The organism is Baekduia sp. (assembly GCF_035996765.1).
Taxonomy (GTDB): domain Bacteria; phylum Actinomycetota; class Thermoleophilia; order Solirubrobacterales; family Solirubrobacteraceae; genus Baekduia.
In genome coordinates this window covers 65,029-81,265 of record NZ_DASYJG010000035.1, presented here as the reverse complement: position 1 = coordinate 81,265, position 16,237 = coordinate 65,029, and the positions used below count along the sequence as shown (strand labels likewise).

Annotated in this window: 15 protein-coding genes; 4 read left to right on the top strand and 11 right to left on the bottom strand. The window is 72.3% G+C overall.

Features of this window, described 5'->3' with window-relative positions:
• The first annotated feature begins 70 nt into the window (after positions 1–70).
• Complete coding sequence (locus VGO10_RS07850) at positions 71–619, top strand: hypothetical protein (protein WP_327466922.1); 549 nt, start codon at positions 71–73, stop codon at positions 617–619.
• The gene (locus tag VGO10_RS07845; RefSeq protein ID WP_327466920.1) at positions 616–1,392 is read left to right on the top strand and encodes an endo alpha-1,4 polygalactosaminidase; all 777 of its coding nucleotides are present in this window, start codon (positions 616–618) and stop codon (positions 1,390–1,392) included. Before VGO10_RS07850 ends, VGO10_RS07845 begins: the two co-directional genes overlap by 4 nt.
• Before the next feature lie 9 nt (positions 1,393–1,401).
• Here VGO10_RS07845 and VGO10_RS07840 read toward each other — a convergent pair whose 3' ends face one another.
• The 8 genes from VGO10_RS07840 to VGO10_RS07805 form a co-directional block, all read right to left on the bottom strand.
• A complete protein-coding gene (locus VGO10_RS07840; RefSeq protein WP_327466918.1) occupies positions 1,402–2,310 on the bottom strand; it encodes a hypothetical protein in 909 nt (302 codons plus the stop codon).
• Between the two features lie 85 nt (positions 2,311–2,395).
• The gene (locus VGO10_RS07835; RefSeq protein ID WP_327466916.1) at positions 2,396–2,854 is read right to left on the bottom strand and encodes a hypothetical protein; all 459 of its coding nucleotides are present in this window, start codon (positions 2,852–2,854) and stop codon (positions 2,396–2,398) included.
• Positions 2,848–3,624 (bottom strand): spherulation-specific family 4 protein, encoded by a 777-nt coding sequence (locus tag VGO10_RS07830; RefSeq protein ID WP_327466914.1) that lies wholly within the window; start codon positions 3,622–3,624, stop codon positions 2,848–2,850. Before VGO10_RS07830 ends, VGO10_RS07835 begins: the two co-directional genes overlap by 7 nt.
• The gene (locus VGO10_RS07825) at positions 3,621–4,940 is read right to left on the bottom strand and encodes a hypothetical protein (protein ID WP_327466912.1); all 1,320 of its coding nucleotides are present in this window, start codon (positions 4,938–4,940) and stop codon (positions 3,621–3,623) included. The genes VGO10_RS07830 and VGO10_RS07825 overlap by 4 nt, the downstream gene beginning before the upstream one ends.
• The gene (locus VGO10_RS07820) at positions 4,937–6,433 is read right to left on the bottom strand and encodes a DUF3492 domain-containing protein (RefSeq protein WP_327466910.1); all 1,497 of its coding nucleotides are present in this window, start codon (positions 6,431–6,433) and stop codon (positions 4,937–4,939) included. Before VGO10_RS07820 ends, VGO10_RS07825 begins: the two co-directional genes overlap by 4 nt.
• Positions 6,408–6,755 (bottom strand): hypothetical protein, encoded by a 348-nt coding sequence (locus tag VGO10_RS07815; protein ID WP_327466908.1) that lies wholly within the window; start codon positions 6,753–6,755, stop codon positions 6,408–6,410. The genes VGO10_RS07820 and VGO10_RS07815 overlap by 26 nt, the downstream gene beginning before the upstream one ends.
• A gap of 86 nt (positions 6,756–6,841) precedes the next feature.
• Positions 6,842–9,739, bottom strand: coding sequence for a hypothetical protein (locus tag VGO10_RS07810; protein WP_327466906.1), 2,898 nt, complete (start codon positions 9,737–9,739; stop codon positions 6,842–6,844).
• A complete protein-coding gene (locus VGO10_RS07805; protein ID WP_327466904.1) occupies positions 9,736–10,269 on the bottom strand; it encodes a sigma-70 family RNA polymerase sigma factor in 534 nt (177 codons plus the stop codon). The genes VGO10_RS07810 and VGO10_RS07805 overlap by 4 nt, the downstream gene beginning before the upstream one ends.
• Before the next feature lie 353 nt (positions 10,270–10,622).
• Here VGO10_RS07805 and VGO10_RS07800 point away from each other — a divergent pair, with 353 nt between their 5' ends.
• On the top strand, positions 10,623–11,798 hold the full coding sequence (locus VGO10_RS07800) for a BTAD domain-containing putative transcriptional regulator (RefSeq protein ID WP_327466902.1): 1,176 nt from the start codon (positions 10,623–10,625) through the stop codon (positions 11,796–11,798).
• 21 nt (positions 11,799–11,819) lie between these two features.
• Here the strand turns inward: VGO10_RS07800 and VGO10_RS07795 are convergent, their stop codons facing one another.
• Positions 11,820–12,158 carry a hypothetical protein gene (locus tag VGO10_RS07795; RefSeq protein ID WP_327466900.1) on the bottom strand — a complete coding sequence of 113 codons (339 nt, stop codon included), beginning with the start codon at positions 12,156–12,158 and terminating at the stop codon, positions 11,820–11,822.
• The gene (locus VGO10_RS07790) at positions 12,155–14,128 is read right to left on the bottom strand and encodes a hypothetical protein (RefSeq protein WP_327466898.1); all 1,974 of its coding nucleotides are present in this window, start codon (positions 14,126–14,128) and stop codon (positions 12,155–12,157) included. The genes VGO10_RS07795 and VGO10_RS07790 overlap by 4 nt, the downstream gene beginning before the upstream one ends.
• 136 nt (positions 14,129–14,264) lie before the next feature.
• Between VGO10_RS07790 and VGO10_RS07785 the strand changes: the two genes are divergently transcribed.
• Positions 14,265–14,939: a response regulator transcription factor gene (locus VGO10_RS07785; RefSeq protein ID WP_327467049.1), complete on the top strand. Its 675-nt coding sequence runs from the start codon at positions 14,265–14,267 to the stop codon at positions 14,937–14,939.
• On the opposite strand, the gene lhgO is transcribed toward VGO10_RS07785, so the two are convergent.
• Positions 14,905–16,161 carry an L-2-hydroxyglutarate oxidase gene (lhgO, locus tag VGO10_RS07780; protein ID WP_327466896.1) on the bottom strand — a complete coding sequence of 419 codons (1,257 nt, stop codon included), beginning with the start codon at positions 16,159–16,161 and terminating at the stop codon, positions 14,905–14,907. The two genes, VGO10_RS07785 and lhgO, sit on opposite strands and share 35 nt — an antisense overlap.
• Positions 16,162–16,237: the final 76 nt, after the last annotated feature.

Sequence of the window (16,237 nt, the reverse complement as noted above, 5' to 3'; positions counted from 1 at the left end):
TTGCGAGGCGTCGGATGCGACATCTGCCGCGTGAACGCGGCACATCCCCGTCCGTTCTTCTGCTGTGGGCATGGCCTCTTCAGCGCGCACCACCCTCTGCATCCTGGCCGCCATCGGCGCGCTGAGCGGCGGGGTCGCGGGAGCGGTCATTGCCGGCCGGCTCTCCACCGGCGACGCGACGCCGACCGCCGCGGCGCGTGACGAGCCGGCGGTCGCAGTGGCCGATCGCCTTGCGGCCGTGGCGGCCAACGCGAGCCGCAGCGCCTCGCGGCAGCCGACGCCGTGGCCGGTCGTCGCCGAGCGTGATGCGGCCATCGCGGTCCGTGATCAGCGGCACCGCGCAGCCGCGGTGCGCGCGACGCCGGTGGCCGTGCGCGACACCGCGACGCAAGTCGACGTGCCGACGAGGACCGTCGCAGCGCCGACCATGCAGACGAGCGCCCCGGCCGCCACCGACGACGGCGCCGCCGCCGCTCCAATCCGTCTTCCCGTCCGCGTTCAGCAGCCGTCGACGCCGGCGCGGTCGCCCGAGCCGGCGCCCACCCCCACGCCGCAGGCCGCGCCCCCGGCGCCGTCCCCCGAGCCAGCTCCGGCCAGCAGCGTCAACGACGCCAGATGAGCGCCCGGGCCACGCTGGCGGTCCTCGCCGCGCTCGTCGTGGCGTGGTCAGCGGCACCCGCAGCACCGGCCCGCCCCTGGATCCCGGCTCCGGGAACGTCCTGGCAGTGGCAGCTCAGCGGGCGCATCGACCTGTCCGTGCCGGCCAAGATGTATGACATCGACCTGTTCGACACCTCGGCCGCGACCGTGGCAAACCTGCATCGCCGCGATCGCCACGTCGTGTGTTACCTGGACGCCGGGACCTACGAGCCCGGTCGCCCGGACAGCGCTGCGTTTCCCGCCGCGGTCCTTGGCGCCCACGTCGAGGGCTGGCCGGACGAACGCTGGCTGGACATCCGGCGCCTGGACGTGCTCGAGCCCATCCTGAAGCGCCGCCTGGATCGCTGTCGCCGCAAGGGCTTTGACGGCGTCGAACCCGACAACGTCGACGCCTACGCTAACCACAGCGGCTTCCCGCTCAGCGCTGCTGATCAGCTGCGGTTCAACCGCTTCGTCGCGGCCGCCGCGCACGCTCGTGGCTTGTCGGTCGGCCTCAAGAACGACCTCGATCAGGCGGCCGCGCTGGAGCCGCACTTCGACTGGGCGCTTGACGAGCAGTGCTTCCAGTACCACGAGTGCGGTGCGCTGCGGCCGTTCGCGCGGGCCCGCAAGGCGGTGTTCATCGCCGAGTACGAGCTCGATCCTTCGGCGTTCTGCGCCCAGGCCCGCGCGGCCGGCTATGCGGCGATCCGCAAGCACCTCGAGCTCGACGCCTGGCGCCGAAGTTGTTGATGGTGTTGCTCAGTAGGTGCAGTACAACGCGCCTCCTCCGGCCGCCGCGGCACCGGTGGTGCCCGCGTTGACGTACTGCCACTGATAGTCGGGCTTGCCCCCGACCCAGTAGACGATCTCGTAGACCCCGACGGCGGTGATGCCCTGGCCGGCCGGCACCGAGACGGGCCCCTGGGTCCACGGCACCGGGGTCGCCGCGCCACCGGGATGGAACTGGACGATGCCGCTCACCGACGCGGTCCACGTGTCCCAGCGGCCCGCGTTCTCTCCGTTGACGCCGAGCCAGTGCCAGCCGCCGGCGGCCGTGTACCACGCGATCCAGCCACGCGTCGAGATCGGGGTCGGTGAGGCGGTCGTGAAGTCGGGCTCGACGAGGTAGGCCTGCGGCACGCCCGAGCCGTCGCTGCATTGCAGGTGGCCGTCGGTCCAGAAGGCCGTGGTCGCCTTGCCCCCGCTCCCGGCCCGCAACTGGAAATAGAGCTTGGAGGAGCGCCCGGCCTGGGTGACGCCCAGCGTCGCTGCCACCACCTTGCGCCGCACGAGCTGCTTGGCGACCTTGGCCGAAACGCGCAGGCGCGCGGTCGCGCGGTTGGCCGCGCAGCGGTAGCCGGCGCGTGCGAGCGGCCCCTTGGACACCACCTTCGCGGTGACCCGCACGCTCCCGCTCTGCTGGCAGGCCAGCGGGACCGAGAACGTTCGGCGGGCGCGGTTGAGCTTGATCGGCGCGTTGCCCAGCAGCCCAGGTCCGGTCGCCGCACCCGGGATCGCGCCGGGCGACCCGGGCGGGACGAACGACGGTGCCGTGCCCGGCGGGACCGGTAGGTCGCCGCCGTTGCCGGGCGGAGGCCCGGGTGGCGCCACGGGGGCCTGGGCCCACGCGCCGGCCGGCGACCACGCAGCAAGCCCCAGCAAGGCCACGGCCGCTGCCAGCGGCAAGGCTGATCGGCGCGCGCGGCGGCAGGACGACGTCATGGGGTTCCTTTCGAGGGCGGTCACGGGGGTGTCAGTCGGCGGGTGGTTCGGGAGCCTTGCTCCGCCGGCCGCCGATGGCCGAGCGCAGCGTCTCGACGCGGTCGAGCTGCTCGGCATAAGCGGCGTCGTAGACGGCCTGGTGACGGGCATGCGCGAGGATCGCGAGTGGCCTGGAGCGTGGCGACGGGTCGCCCGACGGCTCCTCGGCGGCCGCGAGGACGACGGGCGCGGGCTCGGCCGTCGGCGCCCGCTCGGCCGCGAACTCGATGAGCCGCGGCTCGAGGAGCACACCGCTCGCATCCCAGCGCCGCAACCGCGGCGGCGGCAGGTAGCCGAGCAGCACCGCCGCCACCAGCGCCGGAAGCACCCCCACGATCACGCCGACCGCCGCGCCAAGACCGACCAACAAGACGGTAAAGAGGGCTGAGCGATCGTCGTGCAGAGAGGTCTGAGCGAGGACGGCAGCCACAGCCCGCAAGGTCATCAACATGCCGCCAATGCCTCCTCTTCGTCGCGCAGGTACGCCGGCAGGATGCGCCACGGGTTGGGCATCGCGCCCGACGTCCCATACACGTAGCCCGCTGCCGCGCCGGCCACCGCATCCTGCGCCTGCGCGCGGGTCGCGCCGTAGACGAGGTGGGCGACGCGGTCGGGACGCATCCGGCGCAGCCACTCCGGCGTGGCCTGCATCGCATCCGCGTAGCCGGCGTGCGTGCCCTCGAACGTGACGACGACATCGGCAACGTCGAAGTAGCCCGAGGCCGGGGGCACGCCCGGGTTGAGGACCACGGTCGCACCGCCGGCGCCGCGGGCCGCCCGGCCCAGCGCGCGGTAATAGGGCAGGAGCGCCGCGTCTGAGGACGCCTCGTCGAAGAAGATCCCGTCGACGCGGTACCAGGACAGGTAGCGGCGAACGTCGGCGAGCACCTCGGTGAGCGGGCGGCCGCCGTAGCCCGTCGGCACGTAGCCCAGCACGCGTACACCCGCCGCCTGCAGCGCCCGGACGGCGTCGCCATAGGCGCGCGCCTCGTGCAACCCCGGCCCGCTGTCGGGGTTGACGATCACCATCCGCGGACGGTTCGGGCTGTGCACCAATGCGGCAAGCTCATGTGGTGCGACATAGGCGGGGATCAGCGCCGCACGGCAGGTCCCGCCACCGCGATCCGATCCGCGGCTCAGGAGCGTCACCACGACCGCGATCGCCACCCCGATCCCCAGCGAGGCCAGCGCGAGCACCGGATGCGACACGGCCGTCCTCATGGGATCCACAGGGCCGTGGCCAGGGTGCTTGCCGGATGGCGCAGCAGCGCCACGACGACCGGCAGCGCCAGGGTGACGACCACGCCACCGCCGATCACCAAGCCGGCGCCCGGAAAGGGATCCACGTCGCCGATCGCGACGAGCGCTTCGGCCGTCGCGCCACACCCGACCGCCACCAGCGCCCAGCGGCCACGCCCCAGCGACTCGAGCAAGCCGATCACCATGCTCGCCAGCGCGACGAGCGCGAAGCCGACCATCACGCCGCCCGCTCGCGCGCTCGCGCCGAGCCACGGCGACAACCAGAGCAGCCCGGCCGACAGCGCCCCGCTGACCACCACCAGCCACAGCAGCGCCCTGAGCAGCACGCGCGTCGGCGCCCGCCCCAGCCGCTTGGCGTGTGCGCCCGTCGCCGCCACGCCCGCCAGCGCCCGCGGGATAGCCCACTCCAGGCGGCGCAGGTGATAGCCGGCCAGCAGCGCGGCGACCGTCGACGGCACAAGCGCCAGCGCGGGCAAGGCGCCGTCGGTCCAGCTGACGGAGCGGTCCAACACCAGCAGGACGCCCAGGCCGACGCCGATCGCGCCGGCCATCGCGACCGGCTCGGCGGCCCCGAGCGACCGCCGGCTCGGCGAGGCCGGGGAGCGCAGCGCCAGTGCCACGGCCACCACCGTCGTGACCGCCGCGAGGGCCACGACGTCCAGCGCTTCGACCCCGGCCGCCATCGCCACGGTGGCCGCCAGGACGATCATCACGTACACGGCCGGCCAGCGGCGGCGGATCAGGATCGTCCCGCCGGTCCAGCTGATCGTCAGCAGGCCGGCCAGCGTCCCGCCCGCACCCAGCAAGAGCGCCGGGATCAGCAGCACCGCGGCCGCGCCCATCAGCAGCAGAGCACGGTGCAGGGCCAGCTGTGCAATCCCCTGGGGCCGATCGAGGAAGCGACTGCCGAGGATGCGCTGCAGCGCCAGCGTCAGGGGCAGGGCCAGCGTCAGCCCATGCTCGACCGCCGTGACGCCCATGCTCGACGACAGCGGGGCCGCCCAGCAGGCGATCGCCACGACGGTGATCAGGAACGCGACGCCGTCGGCGAGCACGCCCTCGCCCTCGCGATGCCGCGGGAGCCGGCCCACGCTGGGCTGAGGACGGGCCGGCTCCACGGGCATCGTGGCGCTTGCCGCGGCGAGCGCCGTCTGGGCCGGAACGCCTGCCCAAGCTTCAAGGACGACGGCGGCCTCGAGCATGTCCTGGGGCGCGCGGCCCAGGCGCGCCTCGACGAGCAGCCGCGCGTCGGTCGGCTCCATCGTGGGCGCCGTCATGCCCGCGCCCCGACGGCCGGCCGGCCGATGCCGACGCCCACGTTGCCGTTGCCGACCAGCGCATCCAGCAGCTCGCGGTAGCCGTCGATGCAGGCCGACTCGTTGAAGAGGCGACCGAGACGGCGGTGCCCGCGCCGGCCCAGGCGCCACGCCAGCTCGGGGTTGCGCAGCAGCATGACCACGGCGGTCGCCAGGCCGTGGTCGTCACCGGGCGCGCACACCATGCCGCAGCCACGCACGACCTCCGGGACGCCGCCGACGCCGGTCGAGACCACCGGCCGGGCCTGGCCCATCGCCTCGAGGATCGCCATCGGCAGCCCCTCGGAGATGCTGGTCATCAGGACCACGTCAGAAGCGCGCACCACGCCAGTTGGATCGCCCGTCGGGCCCATGAAGCGGAAGCGCTCGCCGAGCCCGAGCCGCTCGTGCAGCGCCACGCACGAGCGCCCGTAGATCTCCTCGCCGCGCGGCACCGGGCCGTAATGCAGGAACCGTGCCCCGGGCAGGTGCGCTGTGGTCTGCGCGGCCACCCGCAGCATCGTGTGAGCGTCCTTGAGCGGATCGAGGCGTCCGACCGACACCACCGTCTGGTTTCCCGGCGGCGGCGTCGGCTCGGCGGGCGGCTGCAGCCCGTTGTAGAGCACCAGGATCTTGTTGGGGTCGATCCCGAGGCCGAGCTCCCAGTGAGCATTGGCGTCGGTGACCGGTGAGACGACGTCAGCGACCGCATAGGCGGTCCGCGCCAGCCCGCGCGCCAGGCGCGTGGCGGCAAACCGGCTGCCGGGCGAGTCGCCGTTGCGCGCGGCGGCCAGGTAGGCCTCGCGGACATACACGCCATGCTCGGTCAGGACCATCGGCGTGCGGTGCATAGCCTTGTGGACGACGGCGGGAATCGCCGCCCACCCGGCCGCGGTGACGTGCAGGACGTCGGTCGGCGGTGTGGGCACGGCCGCGGTGCGGGCGACCCAGTACAGCGTCTGGTACAGCGTCGCCGCCTCGACCAGATCCAATGCCGGCGGCGTGCCGGCCTCGGGAATGCGCTCGGCGAGCACCTCGCTCAGTCCGGCCAGGAATGAGGCCCAGCCGCGCGTGGAGCGAAACGCCTGGCGCACGCTGCCGGGATGGCGACGACACCAGACCCAGGCGGCCACCACCGCGTCGGTGCTGCCCTCCCACCCCAACAGGTTGCGCACCAGGATCGACGGCAGCTCGACGCCCGAGCGCCGGTCGCCCCGGCGCCCGTGCTTGGCCTTGGGGAGCTCTTCTGACCAGACCTCGACGGGCCCGATCTCGCTCGCGTGCGCGGGCAGGGTGAACGTCGGCGGCCGGCCATGCGGCGCGACGATCGGCAGGACCTGCCAGTCGAACTCGGTGAGGCTGTTGACCAGCAGATCGCACCACGAGCTGACGCCGCCCATGACATAGGGGTAGGTGCCCTCCGTCGTCAGCAGGACCTTGGGCCGCGGCTCAGACGACACCGGAACGGTAGTCATCTCCCTGCTCGATATCGGGGTCGGCGTCGTTCACGGCGATCAAGGCATTCAACTTGCCTTCGAAGGCGACCATCGACCGCTCGACCTCCTGGCAGATCTCCAGGAGCGACTCGCGAATCAGCAGCCCTTCCACCAGCAGTTGCTCGACGTCGTCGCTGACGCTGTCGCGGTCGGGCTCGGCCGCGGCCAGCGACCGGGCGCGCCCGATCAGCCGGCTGACGTCGGCGCGCTGATGCTGGGCGGCCTTCAGCCTGGCGTTTTCCTCGCGCAGCAGGAGCAGTTCGGCTCGCAGGCCGGCGAAGCTCTCGGCATCGGCGGCCATCGCCTCATCGCGATCGGTCCGGCGGCGGAAGCGCCGACGTGGCTCGTCGGGACCCTCAGCGGCCGCGCGATCGATCATCTCGCCGCTCATCGCGCACGCTCCACGCGGAACTGCACGCGCTTGGGCGCCGACGTCTGGCGCCCGGCCTTCGCCGTGACCGTCAGGCGATAGGTGCGGGGTGCCATCGGCTTGGCGCCGAAGCGGCCGGTGAAGCGCACGACGCCCGTGCCCTTCGCCGCCGAGCGGCGGATCGTGCCGACGGTGATCCACCGTCGGTGGTGCTTGGAGCCGACCTGCCGCTGGAAGACGAGCCGCACCGTCGCTCGTTTGTTGAGCTTCCAGGTGATGCGCGATCCGTCCAGGCGCGTGCCACGCTGCCGGCGACGGTGAGCGACGGCGAAGCGCTTCGGGCTCATCGACAGCTTGGTCAGCTGCAGCTTCGCTACCGGCGCACCCTGCTTGGTGCCCTTGCCCGAGACGCCCTGGGCGCCCGACTGGCCGCCGGCCGCTCCGGGCGGCTTGGCCCCGCTCGCGACCGGCGCGAGCTCGAGCGGATGCTCAGGCGTGAGCACGACCTCGGCGCCGGCGACGATCGTCTTCCACCCGGAAAGCTGCCCGGCGTACGGATCGCCGAACGTGGTGCCGGTCAGCGGCACCTCGACCGCGGCCGCGCTCGCGTTCTTGACGTGCAGCTTGCCGTCTTGCAGCCAGGCGGTGACGTCGCCGGCGGCGAGGTGGGCCTCCCAGCTGTTCTGCCGTGCGAGCGTCGCCGCGACCTGCGTGCTGGTAAGCTGCACCAGCGGCGCCTTGGCGCGGTCGATGGTCGTGTCATACCGCGCCAACAGACCGTCGAGCACCGGATAGAGGACGCCGCCCTGGTTGGGGTCGGTCTCGGGCAGCGCCGGGTTGTAGTCGGCGAGGTTGCTCTGATGCATGAAGTGCGGCCGCGGGTCGTTGCCCATGAGGTGGCGGAACATGATGGTGTTCTCGCTGGCCACGTAATCGGCCCAGGTCGCCGGCGTGGTGCGGCAGGTGGTCACCTGGGGAATGGCCACGCAGCCGCCGCCGTTGGCGGGCGCGACGTAGATCCAGTTGTACTCGTCGAGCTGCTGACCCTGGCGCGAGACGTTGTAGTACACGTTGCTCGGATAGCGCGGGACGGCCTGGAAGCCGGCGGCCGGCGGCGTGCCTTCGGTGAAGGTCGCGCCCAGCGGCCACTGGGCGCCCGCCACGTTGGCCGGATCGACCGGGTAGGTCTTGGAGGCGTCGGTGGCGACGGTCCCGACGCCGGCGGCGACCAGTCCTGCCAGGTAGTTGGGGTTCTGTCCGTAGGGTGCGAGCGCAGCGCCGTTGGCCGTCGGCGGGGCGCCGGCGGTCGCCGTCGCGCCGTCGTCGGTGATCGACAGGTTGACGGGGTTGGCTCCGTCGTCGGTCGCCGCATCTGCCGAGCGGTTCAGCGAGCCGACCAGGCTCCACGCACCCGCCGATGACGTGCGCCGGTAGAGGTTGTAGGTGACGGCGTGGCAGACGGCGTTGAACGTGACGGCCACGGTGTTGCCGGTCGTGCCCGTCGTGCCGACGACCACGGCGTCGACCTCCGAGGCCGTCGACTCGCCGGCGGTCGAGCGCGCGGTGAGGGCGTAGTCATAGGTGCCCGAGGGCACGCCACCGGCGGTGCCGGTGCCGTCCGTCGGCTCGACGTCGTCGAGCGACGGCGGGTCGATCGTCCCCGGGTTGCCCGGCCGGGAGTTGGCCAGGCCGGAGTGCTCGCCGGTGACGACCTCGGTCTTGTCGATCGGGATCCCGTGGGCGTTGGCCCACGCGACGTTGTCGTTGACCTCCTTGGTGATGAACGGCGCCGTCGAGCAATCCATGTTGGGGTGGTCGAAGGTGTGGTTGATGAACCCGAACGAGGACGCGTTGCCCTGGATGGCGCCGACCAAGGGGTCAGACGTCGTGCTCGTCTGGTCCTGCCACAGCGCGCTGCCGCCGCCGTTGAAGGCGAAGTCGAGCCTCAGGTTGTGTGACCCGGACCAACTCACCGCACGCGCGACGTCACCGGACGTCATGCGGCTGGCGGCCGCCGGGTCGTAGTTGGTGGTGTGGGTCGCCGGGTCCCAGGCGTCGTCGCCGAGGAACAGGTCATCGACCTGCAGCTCGAGGTAATTGCGTTGGTAACCGAGGAAGACGCCGCGCGTGACCCAGTTGAGCATCCCGTGGCGCAGCAGCTGGGCGTGGCTCTGGTTCTCGTTGCCGGCCACCGTCATGACCATCTCCTCGCGCCCATCATCGGGGTGCGTGAAGATGCCGAGGTAGGCGCCGCCGCCCGGCGCGCTGACGAGCGTCTGCCAGTTCTGCGGGTCGACGGGCGTCCCCGCGTAGCCGAAGGCCTCGCTCGCGGCCGGGTCGGGGTCGTCGTTGGGGATCGGGATCGGCCCCTTCAGATAGGGGAAGAGCGTTGTGCCCGCAGCGGTGAGCGTCCCGACCTTGCCGTCCTGGCTGGCGCCGCCCACGGCGACGAGCCCGTGCGTCGGGCTGGGCGCGGTGTAGTCGCTGAGCTGGCGGACCCCGAACGTCTGCTCGAACTTGGCCAGCGTGGCCCACTCAGCGTCGGTGAGCGCGGAGAGGTAGGACGTCGTGCCATCAGGGTTGGCCACCTGATGACCGAGGTCGCCGCTGGACAGGATCACCGCGTCGTACTTCGCGTGCTGAGCACCGCCGTAGTCGGCCAGGCGCGCATCGGTCAGCGTGCTGGTCTTGGCGGCGCCCGTGTAGGACACCACGGTGTCAAACGGCACGCCCTCACGCGTCAGCTCGTACTTCCAGGCCGCGAACCCAGGCTCGGTGCCGTCGGCCGACAGCAGCAGCACCTTCGCATCCAGCCGCTGGCCCGGGCGCATCTGGTTCGGCGTGGCGGCGAGCACCACCGGAACGGCCACGCCGATCACCGCCAGCACCAAGAGCACGACCATGCGCCACCTCATGCCGACAGCTCCAACAGGTCGTCGCCGTCCTGCTGGCGATGTGCCATGCCCACGACGGCCGGTGCCGAGCCCAGATCGGTGAGCGTCACGCGCACCGCGATGCGCCCGCGGTAGTGCAGGCCGTGGACGGCGCGCACGCTGCAGCCGAGGACCGCGGCGATCTCGTGCGGCGACAGGCCGACCAGGTGCGTGAGCAGCAGCACGTCGCGCTGGCCCTGGGGTAGCAGCGCCAGCGCCGCGCGCAGCGAGGCCCGCACCTCTTCGGCGCCGCGCTCGTCGCGCATACGGGCGTCGCCGACCGCGTCGATCGGCAGGACGCGTGCGCGGCGCAGGTGATCGAGCGCCGTGTTGCGTGCGACGCGCAGCACCCACGCGAGAAAGGGCGCCTCCCCGGGCCGGTAGCGGTCGAGGCTGGTCAGGAGCTTGGCGAAGACCTGCTGGGTGACGTCATCGGCATCGTCCAGATTCCGGACGACCCCCAGCACATGGGCATGCACGGCCGGGGCGTGCAGGACGTACAGCTCCCCCATCGCCTCCCGATCCCCGGCCCTGGCCGCACCGACGACACGCCGTGTGCGGGCCTCCTCGGTGTCAGTGAGGAACCTTCTGGCATCCGTGCAGCGGTGAGTGACGACACGCGGCGACCGCGTGGGGTACGACGTCAACATCTGGCATCCCCTAGTCCGTTGATCGCGACGTTAGAGGGCGTGTGCCCGCCTGAAATACGGAGGGCGGTTAAGAGGATGTTGGTCGCCTAGTCGAAAGAAGAGACTCGTGAATGTGGCGTTTTCGGGCCAAGAATGTGGCAGTTCACGCCAAGTCCCCGGTGCCACCCGCTCCACACGGGTAATACAGGGCAAGCGAAGCCAGAAACGGAGATCGAGTGGGACGGCAGGGACTGAGCGCCATCAACGGCCACGCCATCGACGCGGATCTTGCGGCGGAGCTTGTCGAGCACCATCCCGCCGCCATCGTGGTCCAAGATGCCGGCGGCCATGTCGTCGCCGCCAACCGCGCTGCGGTGCAGCTGCTCGGCGCAGCGGTGTCCCTCGACGTAGGCGCGCCCGTGGGCTGCGCCATCCTCGGATGCCGCGGGCCCGGCACCCGGCTGGAGGGCATCTGCGTCCATGAGCTCGCCTTGGGCCACGAGGGGCCGCTGCCCCCGCTGCGCGTCGACCTTCCCGCCGGCGCCCAGCTCGACGTCGCGTCCGCGACGATCCAGGCGCTGCCGCCCTCGGGGCGGCTCGTCGTCACCGAGCTGCGCCGCGAAGTCGGCCATCTGGCACGCGAGCGTCCCGGCTCTCCCTCGTGGTCGTCAGCGCCGCAGCTGCGGCTCTTCGTGTTGGGCCGAACCTGTGTGACAAACGGCGACGAGGTCCTGGAGGGGCGGTGGATCAACAACCGTCCGGGCCAGATCCTCAAGCTGCTCGTCGCCGAACGCCACCGCAACGTCTTCAGCGACGAGATCATCAGCCTGCTCTGGCCGCCGAGCTCCTCGCCCGACACCCGCGGCGTGCGCTACTTCGTCCACGAGCTCCGCGAGCAGCTCGAGCCCGGTGGTGCCGTGCGGCCCCCGTCGTCGTTCGTGGTCGCCACGCGTGGCGGCTACGCGCTCGACCACGACAACGTGTGGATCGACGCGGATGCCTTCGAGCAGCTCGTCACGGAGGGTTGCGCCGTCGCCGGCCAGGATGACGCCTGCGCGATGTCCTTGATCCGGCAGGGCGTGGCGATGTACCGCGGAGATCTCCTGGCCGATGAGCCTTACGCCGAATGGGCGCTGCACGAGCGCGACCGCCTGCGCGACCTCGTCGCCGGTGCCCTGCGCACGCTCGCCGAGATCGAGACTCGCGACGACGACCTGTCCGCCGCGACGGCGACGTTGAGCCGTCTGGCCGAGCTCGAGCCGTTTGACATCGACGTGCACCGCGAGCTCTTCAGCCTGCTGCTGCGGCGAGGGCGGCGCAGCGAGACGATGCGCCGCTACGAGACGCTGCGCCGGCGCATGCTCAGCACCTTCGACGAGCCGCTGGATTTCTCGTTGTCACAGCTGATCTGACGCCGCGGCGACGTCACTCGGTCACTTGCACACGTGCGCGCTGCCGCCGTGGGTGGCGGTGAAGACCACCTTGGCCACGCGGTTGCTGCGGTAGCGGACGACCATCGCCTTGCGAGCGCTCAGCATCGTTCCGTAGGTGCCGGCCAGCTGGCCGCCGCGACGGCAGTCCATGACCGTCCGGCCGTCCTGGCGGGCGACGCGACAGCCCATCGGCTGGCCGTCGACCACCACGCGGTCGCCGACCTTCAGCACCGTGGGCTGCGCGCTGCCTGCCGCGTTGGCGCCGTCGCGCGGTGCGATCGCCAGCGTCGCCGCCACCCCCGCGAGGGCGGCGACGATCGCCGTCGAGAGCCGCCTCATGCCCGGGTGCTCCACCGCGGGCGGACGAGGAAGAGCCACAGCGTCAGGATCGCGGCGTACAGCAGTCCGACGACCAGGCCGATACCCAGGAAGAACATGTCGCTCCCGCTGCCGCCGTTGCCCGGGGCGTTGCCGGTGGCACGCGCGACCCCTTCGCGGAAGGGATCGACCACGTGCTCGGCCAGGTCCTTGCGCGCCGTCTCTGCGACCTTCGACGCGCGGTGGTTGACGCCGTCGATCCCGGCACGGACCGTCGTGGAGGTGGAGCCGGCCACGTGCTGGACGCCGGAGCCGAGGCCGGCCAACGTTGTGGCACCCGACGCCATTCCGCTCCTGACGAGGCAGGGGATCAACCGGACATTGCTGAGGATGATGCCCGGGTCACCGCCGGCCACCGAGCTCGCGCCGCGCGCGGCGACGTAGACCGTGCCGGCCAGGGCCGTGACGCCGGTGACCACCAGGAAGCGCGGGTCGGTGGCGACGTGGGCGACCGCGTCGGCGGCCGTGCTGTGCGCGGCGCCGCCGCCGGGCGTGGACGTTGGCGAGACGACCGCCGTGTGCGCGAGCAGCGATGAGGTCGTGGGAGCCGGCGCGGGAGGCGCGGCGAGGATGCCGGGGTCAGCGCCCGGCGTGCCCGCCAGGGTGTCGACCAGACCCGTGCGCGGAGCCGCCACCCCGTGGGAGGCGATGTCGGTGACCGATGGCCGGACACCGGTGCCGGCGGCGACGTCGGTGACCGGCGGCCGGACGCCGGCGGCGGAAGCGACGCTGTCGCGGGCGGCTTGGGTGGCCTGGGTCGCTTGGCTGAGGGGCGCGCCGGGGATCGTGTCGACCACGCGGGCCGCCGTCGTGCCCGGCGCGACCGGCCCGGATGCGGCGACGGCGTCGGCGGTGCGCGCAGCGCCCGAGGAGGCCGCGGAGACGGTGTCGACCACCGGCCGCGCGGGCCCGGCGACCTGAGCGGCCGTCGACGTGACGGTGTCGACGGTCTGCTTCACCGCCGGGCCGGCGCCACCGGTGGCCGCGCCGGCGGCCGGAAGCACCGGATCGGTGGCATGCGAGACGGTCGTGGTGGTGGCGTCGACGACAGGCGCAGCCGCCTGGGTCACCGTCGTGGTGGTGTGGACCACCGGCTCGGCCGCCTGCGTGACCGTCCCCACGGTCCCCTTGACCACCGGATCCGTCGCCTGCGTGATGGTCCCCACGGTCCCCTTGACCACGGGATCCGTCGCCTGCGTGACCGTTCCCACCGCGCTGTTGACCACCGGATCAGCCGCCTGGCCGGCCGCGCCCACGGCGCTGTTGACCACCGGATCGGCGACATGGGTGACCGCTCCGGCAGGAGCCGCGACGGCGGCGGTCGCGCCGTCGACCGCCCCGGTCGCCGTGTCGGCCACCGACTTGGCGCTGGAGAGGTCCACCGTTGACGCAGCATGCGGTGCGATCGCATCGCTCACCGTCGCCGTCGCCTGGTCGGTGACCGACTTGACGGCGGGTGCCGCGGTGACGTGGGCGACCGCATCGACGACCTGCGCCGGCTTGGGAGCGGGCGAGGTGGCGGGCGGAACGGCATCGGCCACCGGCTGGGCGACCTTCGCCGTCGGAACCGACGCGACCGCATCGGCCACCGGCTGGGCAGCCTTTGGGGTGGGAACCGATGCGACCGCATCGGCCACCGGCTGAGCGACCTTCGGCGTCGGAACCGACGCGGCCGCGTCGGCCACCGGCTGAGCGACCTTCGGCGTCGGGACCGGGGCCGCCTCGGCCGCAGGCGCCGCGGGCTTAGGCGCCGGCGCCGGATCGGGCGGAGCCGGAGCCGGATCGGGCGGAGCCGGAGCCGGATCAGGCGGCGGAGCCGGGGTCGGCACCGCGGCAGCCGCGCTGGTCACCGTTCCCGCGGCGGCATCGACCGCTCCGGACGCTGCATTCGCGATGGCACTCGTCTGTGGCGTCGCTGAAATGTCCGGCATGGTCTTGACCTCGCGTAGCTGGATGAATGAGTAGGCGCTTCCCTCAGCGTCTCCAATGGAGATTTCGCACAACCTCCGCAGCACGACCGACCTTTTCCGGGTACGACCTAGGTGATCACGGACTGAGAGGGCGCATCTGGCGTCTAGTGGCACGAGCCGTCCCGTTTCGAGGGCTGACCAAGGAGGGATTGAAATCGCCGACGCGGTACTCATCGCGGATCCGGATGTCGAGGCGAGAACGCCGCTCGTCGACGTCCTCGTCGACGCCGGCTTCCGGGTCTTCGAGGTCTCAGATGGCGCCGAAGCGCTCACCAAAGCGCGCGAGATCTGGCCGGTCGCCGTGATCCTCGAGATCCCGCTCGGCACGCTCTGCGGCTACGAGGTCTGCCGCACGCTCAAGAACGACCTTGGGCCGGAGCTCGCCGTCATCTTCCTCTCGGGCACCCGCACCGAGACCTACGATCGCGTGGCCGGCCTGCTCATGGGCGCCGATGACTACGTCACCAAGCCCTCGGCACCCGACGAAGTCCTGGCGCGCCTGCGCATCGCGACGCGCCGAGCGGCGCCCGAGCCGGTCTCGACGACGAGCGGTCGTCTCACGCGACGCGAGCACGAGGTCCTCAACCTGCTCGCTGAGGGCCTCAAATGGGTGCAGATCGCCGAGCGGCTCGTGATCAGCCCGAAGACCGTGGCGACCCATGTCGGCAACATCCGCCGCAAGCTCGGCGTCACCAGCCGCGCCGAGGCGATCGCGGTCGCCTACCGCGACCAGCTGCTCACCCCGCCGGGCCCGCCTCCTCCGGCGCCCTGACATCGCGCAGTGACTGCAGCACGCGCTCGGCCACGAGCCGGCCGATGGCCAGCGAGGCGGTCGCGGCGGGCGACGGCGCGTTGAGCACGTTGACCACCTGCGGCCCCTCCTCGACGAGGAAGTCGTCGACCAGCGCGCCGTCACTCGCCACGCACTGGGCCCGCACACCGCTGCCGCCGCGCCGCAGGTCGCCGGCGCGCAGCTCCGGCAGATAGCGGCGCATCTCGCGCACCGCCGCTGGCTTAACGATGTCGCGCCAGAGCTCGGCCGCGCCGACGCGCGCGTAGGTCCGAGCCAGGCGCGCCGAACCGGGGAAGGTGATGGTGTCGCGGATGTCGGTCCAGCTGGCGCCCCGGGCGCCGGTGCCGTTGCGCCCCAATGCGACGAGCGCGTTGGGGCCGACGTGCACGGTCCCGTCGATGCCCCGCGTGAAGTGGACGCCGAGGAACGGCAGCCGCGGATCGGGCACGGGGTAGATCATGGCGTTGACGAGATGGCTCGCGCGATCGAGCATCTTGTAGTAGTTGCCGCGAAACGGCACGATCGCGTGCCGCCGCGGGCGGGCGGGATCGGTATCGGTCATGCGCAGCAGGCGGTCGGCGAACAGCCCGCCGCAGCAGAGCACCGTGCGCGCCCGCAGCAGCCGCCCGTCGGACTCCAGGCTCCAGCCGCCCCCCGCGCGCTGCGCCGAGGTCACCGGCCACCCCACGCGCAGCTCGGCGCCCAGGCCCTCGAGCTCGCGCCGGCAGGCGAGCGCCACCTGACCGAAGTCGATCACGCCGCTCTCGGGCACGTGCAGGGCACGTTCGCCCGCGACATGGGGCTCGATCTCGCGCAGCTCCGGCCCGCTCAGCAACCGCACGTCGCGCAGGCCGTTGGCCCGCGCGCGGTCGTGGAGATCGTCCAGGCGACCATGCTCCGACGGACGGCTCGCGACGATCAGCTTGCCGTCCTGCCGGAACGGGATCGCGTGGTCTTGGGCGAAGGCGATCAGCTCCTGGCGCCCCTCCCGGCACAGCCGCGCCTTCAGCGAGCCCGGCTGGTAGTAGACGCCAGCGTGGACCACCCCGGAGTTGTGGCCGCTCTGATGCGTGGCCACCTGCGTCTCGGCCTCGACCACCACGACGTCCAGCGACGGCTCGCGCCGCAGCAACTGCAGCGCGCTGGCCAGACCGACGAGGCCCGCACCGACCACCGCGACGTCGCAGTCATCGACGCCCACTGTTCAGCGTCTTCCTGGCGTGGGCCGCATCGTCTGCAGTCTATTGCCGCGGAGACGGCCCCTTCCGCTCGCGCCC

Excerpts from the sequence above, each read along its gene's own strand:
- VGO10_RS07825 (WP_327466912.1), bottom strand. The coding sequence starts at position 4,940 with ATGACGGCGCCCACGATGGAGCCGACCGACGCGCGGCTGCTCGTCGAG.
- VGO10_RS07830 (WP_327466914.1), bottom strand. The coding sequence starts at position 3,624 with ATGAGGACGGCCGTGTCGCATCCGGTGCTCGCGCTGGCCTCGCTGGGG.
- VGO10_RS07835 (WP_327466916.1), bottom strand. The coding sequence starts at position 2,854 with ATGTTGATGACCTTGCGGGCTGTGGCTGCCGTCCTCGCTCAGACCTCT.
- VGO10_RS07805 (WP_327466904.1), bottom strand. The coding sequence starts at position 10,269 with ATGGGGGAGCTGTACGTCCTGCACGCCCCGGCCGTGCATGCCCATGTG.
- VGO10_RS07795 (WP_327466900.1), bottom strand. The coding sequence starts at position 12,158 with ATGAGGCGGCTCTCGACGGCGATCGTCGCCGCCCTCGCGGGGGTGGCG.
- VGO10_RS07815 (WP_327466908.1), bottom strand. The coding sequence starts at position 6,755 with ATGGCCGCCGATGCCGAGAGCTTCGCCGGCCTGCGAGCCGAACTGCTC.
- VGO10_RS07790 (WP_327466898.1), bottom strand. The coding sequence starts at position 14,128 with ATGCCGGACATTTCAGCGACGCCACAGACGAGTGCCATCGCGAATGCA.
- VGO10_RS07810 (WP_327466906.1), bottom strand. The coding sequence starts at position 9,739 with ATGAGGTGGCGCATGGTCGTGCTCTTGGTGCTGGCGGTGATCGGCGTG.
- VGO10_RS07820 (WP_327466910.1), bottom strand. The coding sequence starts at position 6,433 with ATGACTACCGTTCCGGTGTCGTCTGAGCCGCGGCCCAAGGTCCTGCTG.
- VGO10_RS07845 (WP_327466920.1), top strand. The coding sequence starts at position 616 with ATGAGCGCCCGGGCCACGCTGGCGGTCCTCGCCGCGCTCGTCGTGGCG.
- VGO10_RS07850 (WP_327466922.1), top strand. The coding sequence starts at position 71 with ATGGCCTCTTCAGCGCGCACCACCCTCTGCATCCTGGCCGCCATCGGC.